The organism is Nocardioides jejuensis, assembly GCF_004337475.1.
Classification (GTDB): domain Bacteria; phylum Actinomycetota; class Actinomycetes; order Propionibacteriales; family Nocardioidaceae; genus Nocardioides; species Nocardioides jejuensis.
Genome location: NZ_SJZJ01000004.1, coordinates 178,183 through 184,541, shown reverse-complemented (window position 1 = coordinate 184,541; position 6,359 = coordinate 178,183). Strand labels below are relative to the sequence as shown.

The window sequence follows — 6,359 nt, the reverse complement described above, 5'->3', positions numbered from 1 at the left end:
CCGGCCCCGCACCACGGCCATCGGATCACTGGACGCCGGAGGCACTCCATGCTGCGGCGACGGCGTTCTGCTGCGGGCTGCCGGCTCCGTAGAGGTCGGCCGCTGCGTTGAGGGTCGCGGTGCGCGCGGCGGCGTAGTTGGTGCCCGAGGTCATGTACGTCGTCAGCGCGCGGTACCAGATCTGGTCGGCCTGGTCGCGGCCGATGCCGGTGACCTGGGTGCCGTCGCAGCTCGGCGCGTTGTAGGCGACGCCGTTGATCGTGCGGGCACCCGTGCCCTCGGCCAGCACGAAGAAGAAGTGGTTGGCGATGCCCGAGGAGTAGTGGACGTCGAGGTTCTTGGCGGTCGAGGACCAGCAGGTTGCCGAGTGGCCGTCGGTCGCCGGGTCGTCCATGCGGCGCAGCGGCTTCGTGCCGTGAAGCGCGAACTGCTCACCGATCAGGTAGTCGCCCGGGTCGGAGGCGTTGGCCGCGTGGAACTCGACCATCGTGCCGAAGATGTCGGACGTCGCCTCGTTGAGACCACCCGACTCCCCCGAGTAGCTGAGACCGGCGGTGTGCTCGGTGACGCCGTGCGACATCTCGTGCCCGGCGACGTCCAGCGAGACCAGCGGCCCGTACGTCGTGCCGTTGCCGTCGCCGTACGTCATGCGCTTGCCGTCCCAGAACGCGTTGACGTAGTTCTTGCCGTAGTGGACCCGGTTGTAGGAGCCGGTGCCGTTGCCGAAGATGCCGTCGCGCCCGTGCACCTGCTTGTAGTAGTCCCACGTGGCGTTGGTGCCGTACTGGGCGTCGACCGCAACGGTCTCCTTGCTCGCGGTGGTGCCGTCGCCCCAGCTCGTGTCCGGGCTGGTCAGCTGCGCCTCCTTGGCACAGCCGACGCCGAGGTTGAGCAGCCCGCCACAGAGCGCCCCGTCCTGGGTGTTGTTGACGGTCACCGTGTAGGTGCCGCCCCGGGTCGGGTCCTTGAGGACGAACGACGAGCCGGACGCAGACACCTGCAAGGGGACGTGGCCGGACCACAGCGACTGCCCGTCGCCGTCGATCGTCTCGATCTTCTCCTCGCGGCGCAGCACCTCCCCGGTGGCGGCGTCGACGTAGCTGACCAGCGAGCTGGGCGTGCCGTCGGCGTACGTGCCGACGCTGCGGACCTCCCAGGCGAGCCTCGGCGCTCCGCTCAGGGTGTCGACGACGAGGGTGGCGTCGCGTGCGTCGAAGCCGTGGATCTTCGCGGTCGTGGCGTCACGCGTGGCCGCAGCCCGCTCGGCGCGGGCCTTCGGGATCTTCGCCGTCGTGGCGAGGTCGAGCGGAGCGGCGAGGGTCTGGCTCACGCCGTCGTACGCCGCGTTGGCGTCCTCGTGAACGATCAGGTCGCCGCCACGCACCGGCAGCCCCTTGTACGTCCGGTTGACCCGCACGTGCGACCTTCCGTCGGCGTCCGACTGGACCTGGCGAACCGTGAACGTGAGCCCGCTCGAGGCGCGGGCAGCGCGCGGGTGGTCGGCGAGCTGGGCGACAGCGCGCGTGGCGATCGCGTCGGCTCCGGGAGCCGAGCCCCCGTCACTGGACGCTGCACCGGCCGGACCGGCAAGGCCGGTCAGTGCGAGAGACGCGAGGGCGGCGGTGGCGAGGCCGACCGTGACGGACGAGCGGGAGAACGAACTGATCCGGAACATCAAGTGACTCCTGGTCTGCCGGCGGCCCGAGTGCCACCAGTCCCCGCCACTCTGTCCCTGGGCGCGGGATGCGGCAACCCCGGCTGGGGAAAAGGTCCGTCGTCAGTAGCCGTTGAGGACAGGCTGGCCCTCGACGATCCTCAGATCGGTGCTCGGGCCCTGGCGCGTGACGGTGCCGTTGACCGGCTGCCACGCTCCGGCGCCTACGCGATAGTCGGCCTCCCACGTGACCTCCACGCTGGGCCGCACCGTGCCAGCGTGCTCGAAGACGTGCGTGATGTAGCCGTCGATATCGGGACTGTCGTGGTCCCAGGCCTTGCCCGCCCAATCCGTCTGCTGCGTCGTGCCGTCACCGTGGTGCCAGACGAAGCTGGCCGGCCGGATCCTCAGCTGCACCTGTCGATTGAGCAGCGTCAAGGTCTTCGTGAACGGCGCTGCCTTCGTGGAGAAGATCGTCTCCAACCCAACGAGGGTCTTGCCCTTCGGCGGCTGGATGCTGAGCTCCGACAGCGGCAGCGGCACCCGCTGGAACGCGTGGAGCACCAGGGCCGGAAGACTAGGCTTCACGGCCTCCGCGGAGGACGGCGTGCAAGGCGGGCCGATCTCAAAGTCGCTGTTGACGGCGCTATATCCATACGCCGTCACCTCGAAGAACCCAGTGGGCGAGGCAGCGTACGGCTCGCACGTAGTGACCGGCGTGCACGCACCCACCGATAGACCTGTTCCGCAAGGCGGTGGGGATGGCGATGCGCTGTCCGGCGAGGTCGAGAGCGTCGTCACGTTGTCTGTCGGCGACGTGATCCCGGCGAGGCTCTCGGTGCCGGTTCCATAGAAGGATGCCGGGGAGGAACCTGTTGATATCTCCGGATTCGGCTTTGAATCCGTCTCAGATATCGGCCCCACCGCAATCGCAAGCGCGAAAACGCCACTAATCATCGATGCGCTCCATACCGACAAACTCGAATGCAGCACCCACCCGGCGCGCTGCGACAAAGAACAAGGCTGATGCGCCAGATTCCCGGGTGACCGCCATTCCCGCAGGGTTCAGCACTCGCTTCGGGTCTTGCCGAAGCCGGAGCGCAAACCGAAACAACGGAGGCTTCAAGCGCGGGTCGAGCTCCAACCCCACCACATGAAGAGCGCCTCCATCGATGTGGCCGCCATCCTTGAAGGACTTCCGAACCGAAGCCGCAAGTGCATCACAACTGCCGCAGTCCTTGGCTGAGATTGCTGCCAGCGGCGCAGTGTCGCCGGTGGCGATCGCATGATTCGCGACAGCGAACCAGTACTTCACGAACGCCTTCGCACCAATCGCGTCATCACGCTTGGCCAGGTCAGGCAGCACCGGGGCGACCGGACCCGTTGGGGATACCGAGGCAGTCGGGGTCGGCGTGGCCGATGAGGCAGACGGCTTCGGATCACCACCACAACCAGCGAGTCCGAGCACGAGCACGCCAGTTGCGGCAGCAGCGGTCAGTCGATGAAGAGCCATGAAGAGGGCCGTCCTTGGTTCCCGAGAGCGCACACCCCAGGACCAGGGCACGCCCCAGCACCGTAAGCCGACCCACCCCAACCCGGGAAGTGCTCCTCCACAGTGCGGCTCAGCGGCTCAGCGCTGCAGCACCGCCGACATCGCCCCACCCGGCAAACGCGACACCACATACCGCTCGTCATGGACCACGTGATGATGCCGCGGACAGATCAGCACACCCCGCGCCAGATCCGTCTGCCCGCCTGCGGACCAGGGGTCCAGGTGGTGCGCTTCGCACCACCGACCCGGCACATCACATCCCTCGAAAGCACACGAGGACTGCCGCAGACCCATCGCCCGCCGCTGCGCCTTGCTGAACAACCGCCGCGAACGCCCCAGATCCAGCACCTCAGACCGCCCACCCAACACCGCCGGCAGCACGCCCGCTTGGCATGCCAGGCGGCGGATCTGCCCCACCGGGAGCGCCTCGCCACCCGCCATCGCGACACCAGTCCCCGCAAGCAGGTCCTTCCAGTCGATCGTCACGACCACCTGCGTCGCATCACCACCATGGACCGGCAGCCGACCGACGTCCAGGCACTCAAGCATCGCCGCAAACGCCTCACCCAGCACCCGCTCGTGCGTCAGACGGCGGCCCGTGACCGGATCCAGATACCTCGACGGCGTCTCAGCAGCACCGGTCGCCGCACCACTCGCAGCGTCGTGCCGCGGTGCGGAGAACGACTCGAGGTAGGTCCGCAGCCGCGCGGCCACCGAATCCGGCAGCACCCCGCTGACCCTGGTCACACCATCGCCCGCCGAACGCAACGTGAGCCGCGACGCGGCCCGGGCCTTGTCCAGCTCGGCCTCAAGCTTGGCCCGCTCCGCATCCTCGAAGGCCTCCGGATCAATCGCGGCGAGCACACCATCACCCAGACGCCGCAGCTCCTTCGGGCTGAAGTCCGTCGCGGCGCCCACCAGGTGCTCCGTCGCCTCGGCCCGGACCTCCTGCGAAACGTCACCGCCCAACGCATCAACAGCCCGCAGGACCACATCCGCGTGCGCCACCGACATCCGGCCGGCACGCAGCGCGGAAACAACCTCGGGGAACCGCGCTCCGTCGACCGCGAGCCGCTGCAACGACCCGACGACCGCGGCCGACTCCTGCGACGCCGCGGCGAGCCATGCACCCGCCGAACGGGCCCCATGCTCATCGGCCACGTCGCCCGCGACCGCAAGGGTGTCGACCAACAACCCCTCGACAGACCGCTTGACGTGCACCAGCGTCAGCAGCAGATCCTCCTTCTCGAGCACACTCAAGAACGTCGGGTCGTTACCCGCCACCGCCTTGAGCTGCTCATCCAGCGCATGCGCCGCCGCCACCAACGGCGCCTCATGCCCGGACCCCGAGAAGTAGTCCATACCCACAATTATCCATCGAACACCCGTTCGATGTCAATGGTGTTTCCGCAGGTCAGAGCCATTTTCCTGTGGACGGAAACCGGGCCGATCGGGCCAGAGCGAGCACCGCGACGGCCCGAGCCAGCCCCCTCAGATCAGGTCATCGGGCGCGACGACGCGCAGTTCGACGTCGTTGGCGACATGCACCGGCCACGCGTCCGACGCAGCCACGAGGACATCCACCCACGCCCGGTCCGCAGCCGACAGGGCCGACGAGCCCGGGCGGCAGTAGAGAAACGCCGGCTCCACGCCGTCGAACGAACCGAAGACGTGACGAAGCCCCGACGCCGCATCGTCCTCGGGGCGCAGCGGAAGCTCATCGACCTCGCTCACCATCAGGCCGCGGCTGCGCTGGATCAGCAGCACCCACACGCGTGGTCGCCCGAATCCGAGCTTCCCCATCAAGGCGCGCCAGTGGTGCTCGAGGCTTGCCTGGTCAACGATCGGTGGCATCTGGTCGGGCGGCAACAGCGTCGGGATCTCCATGGCCGAGACCCTGCGCCGCCACGGCCAACCACGCCACCACCCCGTCGTAAGCCTGTGGACAACTAGCCTTCCCCCATGCCCGGACCGCACCTCGAACGCCGCCACGTCACCGTGGTCGGCGCGGTCATCGTGCGCGACGGGCAGGTGCTGTGCGCACAGCGAGGACCCGGTGCGCAGGAAGGACTCTGGGAGTTCCCGGGCGGCAAGGTCGAGCCCGGCGAGAGCCCGGCAGCAGCCCTCCGCCGCGAGATCCGCGAGGAGCTCGGCTGCGACATCACGGTCGGCGACGAGGTCACCACGACCACCCACGCGTACGACGCCGTCACCGTCACGCTGACGACGTACTGGTGCACGCTGGCGGACAACGTCGAGCCGCGCCCGCACGAGCACGCCGCCCTTGACTGGCGCCCACCACACGACCTGGCCGCGCTCATCTGGGCGCCCGCCGACGTCCCGGCGGTCCACCTGGTCGGCATGGCCTTCTGACCCATTGTCTTGACGGCCGTCTGGCTGATCGGACAGGCCGGAAGACCCGCCCTCACCCGGGCGCAGGGCCCTCCGTGACCGCCCGGAGTTCTCTGTTGCCGAACGGTTGCCCTCCTGTGGGATTCGGGTGGCGAACTCGTGGATCGCCCATTCATAGCGTGTGAACACCAGCGCGGAAGAGCGCGTCACCACGGGAGGGAAACCCATGTCCAGCAGCAACCGCACCAAGATCCTCGTCCCCCTGGCCACCCTCGCGATCGCCGGCGGCATCGCGGTCGGGTCGGGCGCGACGTTCACCTCGACGACCGGCAACACGATCAGCGCCGTCACCGCCGGCACCCTGACGCAGTCCAACTCCAAGGACGGCAGCGCGATCTTCTCGCTGACCAACATCAAGCCGGGCGACACCGTCAACGGCACGCTGACCCTGACCAACACGGGGTCGCTGCCGGCGAAGTTCAGCCTCACCGAGGTCTCCTCCGCCAACGGCTTCGGCGGCACCAGCGGCGCCGACCTGCAGCTCACCATCACCGATGTCACGAGCTCCACCACGGTGTACGACGGCACGTTCGGCGGCCTCGTCGACGGCGCGGCCAACCAGCTCGGCACCTACCAGGCCGGCGACGCGCACCAGTACCGCTTCACGGTGAAGCTCGTCCAGGACGCCCCGAACGCCGACCAGGGCAAGACCGCCAACGCGACGTACCGCTGGGACGCCATCCAGCTCGACGGCGCCACCACCAACCAGTGATCCACCGGGAGGGGGCCGCCCATCCCCCT

Annotated in this window: 7 protein-coding genes; 2 read left to right on the top strand and 5 right to left on the bottom strand. The window is 68.6% G+C overall.

Going from position 1 to position 6,359, the window contains the following annotated elements; translation table 11 throughout:
• Positions 1-25 precede the first annotated feature (25 nt).
• From EPD65_RS04425 to EPD65_RS04405, 5 genes are all read right to left on the bottom strand, one after another.
• A complete protein-coding gene (locus tag EPD65_RS04425) occupies positions 26-1,675 on the bottom strand; it encodes a M4 family metallopeptidase (RefSeq protein ID WP_131581950.1) in 1,650 nt (549 codons plus the stop codon).
• A gap of 102 nt (positions 1,676-1,777) precedes the next feature.
• Positions 1,778-2,218 (bottom strand): hypothetical protein, encoded by a 441-nt coding sequence (locus tag EPD65_RS04420; protein WP_131581949.1) that lies wholly within the window; start codon positions 2,216-2,218, stop codon positions 1,778-1,780.
• A 385-nt stretch (positions 2,219-2,603) separates the two neighbouring features.
• Positions 2,604-3,020 carry a DUF6318 family protein gene (locus EPD65_RS04415; protein ID WP_131581948.1) on the bottom strand — a complete coding sequence of 139 codons (417 nt, stop codon included), beginning with the start codon at positions 3,018-3,020 and terminating at the stop codon, positions 2,604-2,606.
• A gap of 264 nt (positions 3,021-3,284) precedes the next feature.
• On the bottom strand, positions 3,285-4,568 hold the full coding sequence (locus EPD65_RS04410; protein WP_131581947.1) for an HNH endonuclease signature motif containing protein: 1,284 nt from the start codon (positions 4,566-4,568) through the stop codon (positions 3,285-3,287).
• 129 nt (positions 4,569-4,697) lie between these two features.
• Complete coding sequence (locus EPD65_RS04405) at positions 4,698-5,093, bottom strand: hypothetical protein (protein ID WP_131581946.1); 396 nt, start codon at positions 5,091-5,093, stop codon at positions 4,698-4,700.
• Positions 5,094-5,168: 75 nt separating this feature from the next.
• Between EPD65_RS04405 and EPD65_RS04400 the strand changes: the two genes are divergently transcribed.
• Complete coding sequence (locus EPD65_RS04400; protein WP_131581945.1) at positions 5,169-5,579, top strand: (deoxy)nucleoside triphosphate pyrophosphohydrolase; 411 nt, start codon at positions 5,169-5,171, stop codon at positions 5,577-5,579.
• A gap of 205 nt (positions 5,580-5,784) precedes the next feature.
• Entirely contained in the window at positions 5,785-6,330 is a 546-nt protein-coding gene (locus EPD65_RS04395) for a TasA family protein (protein ID WP_131581944.1), read from the top strand.
• The last annotated feature ends 29 nt before the right edge of the window (positions 6,331-6,359 follow it).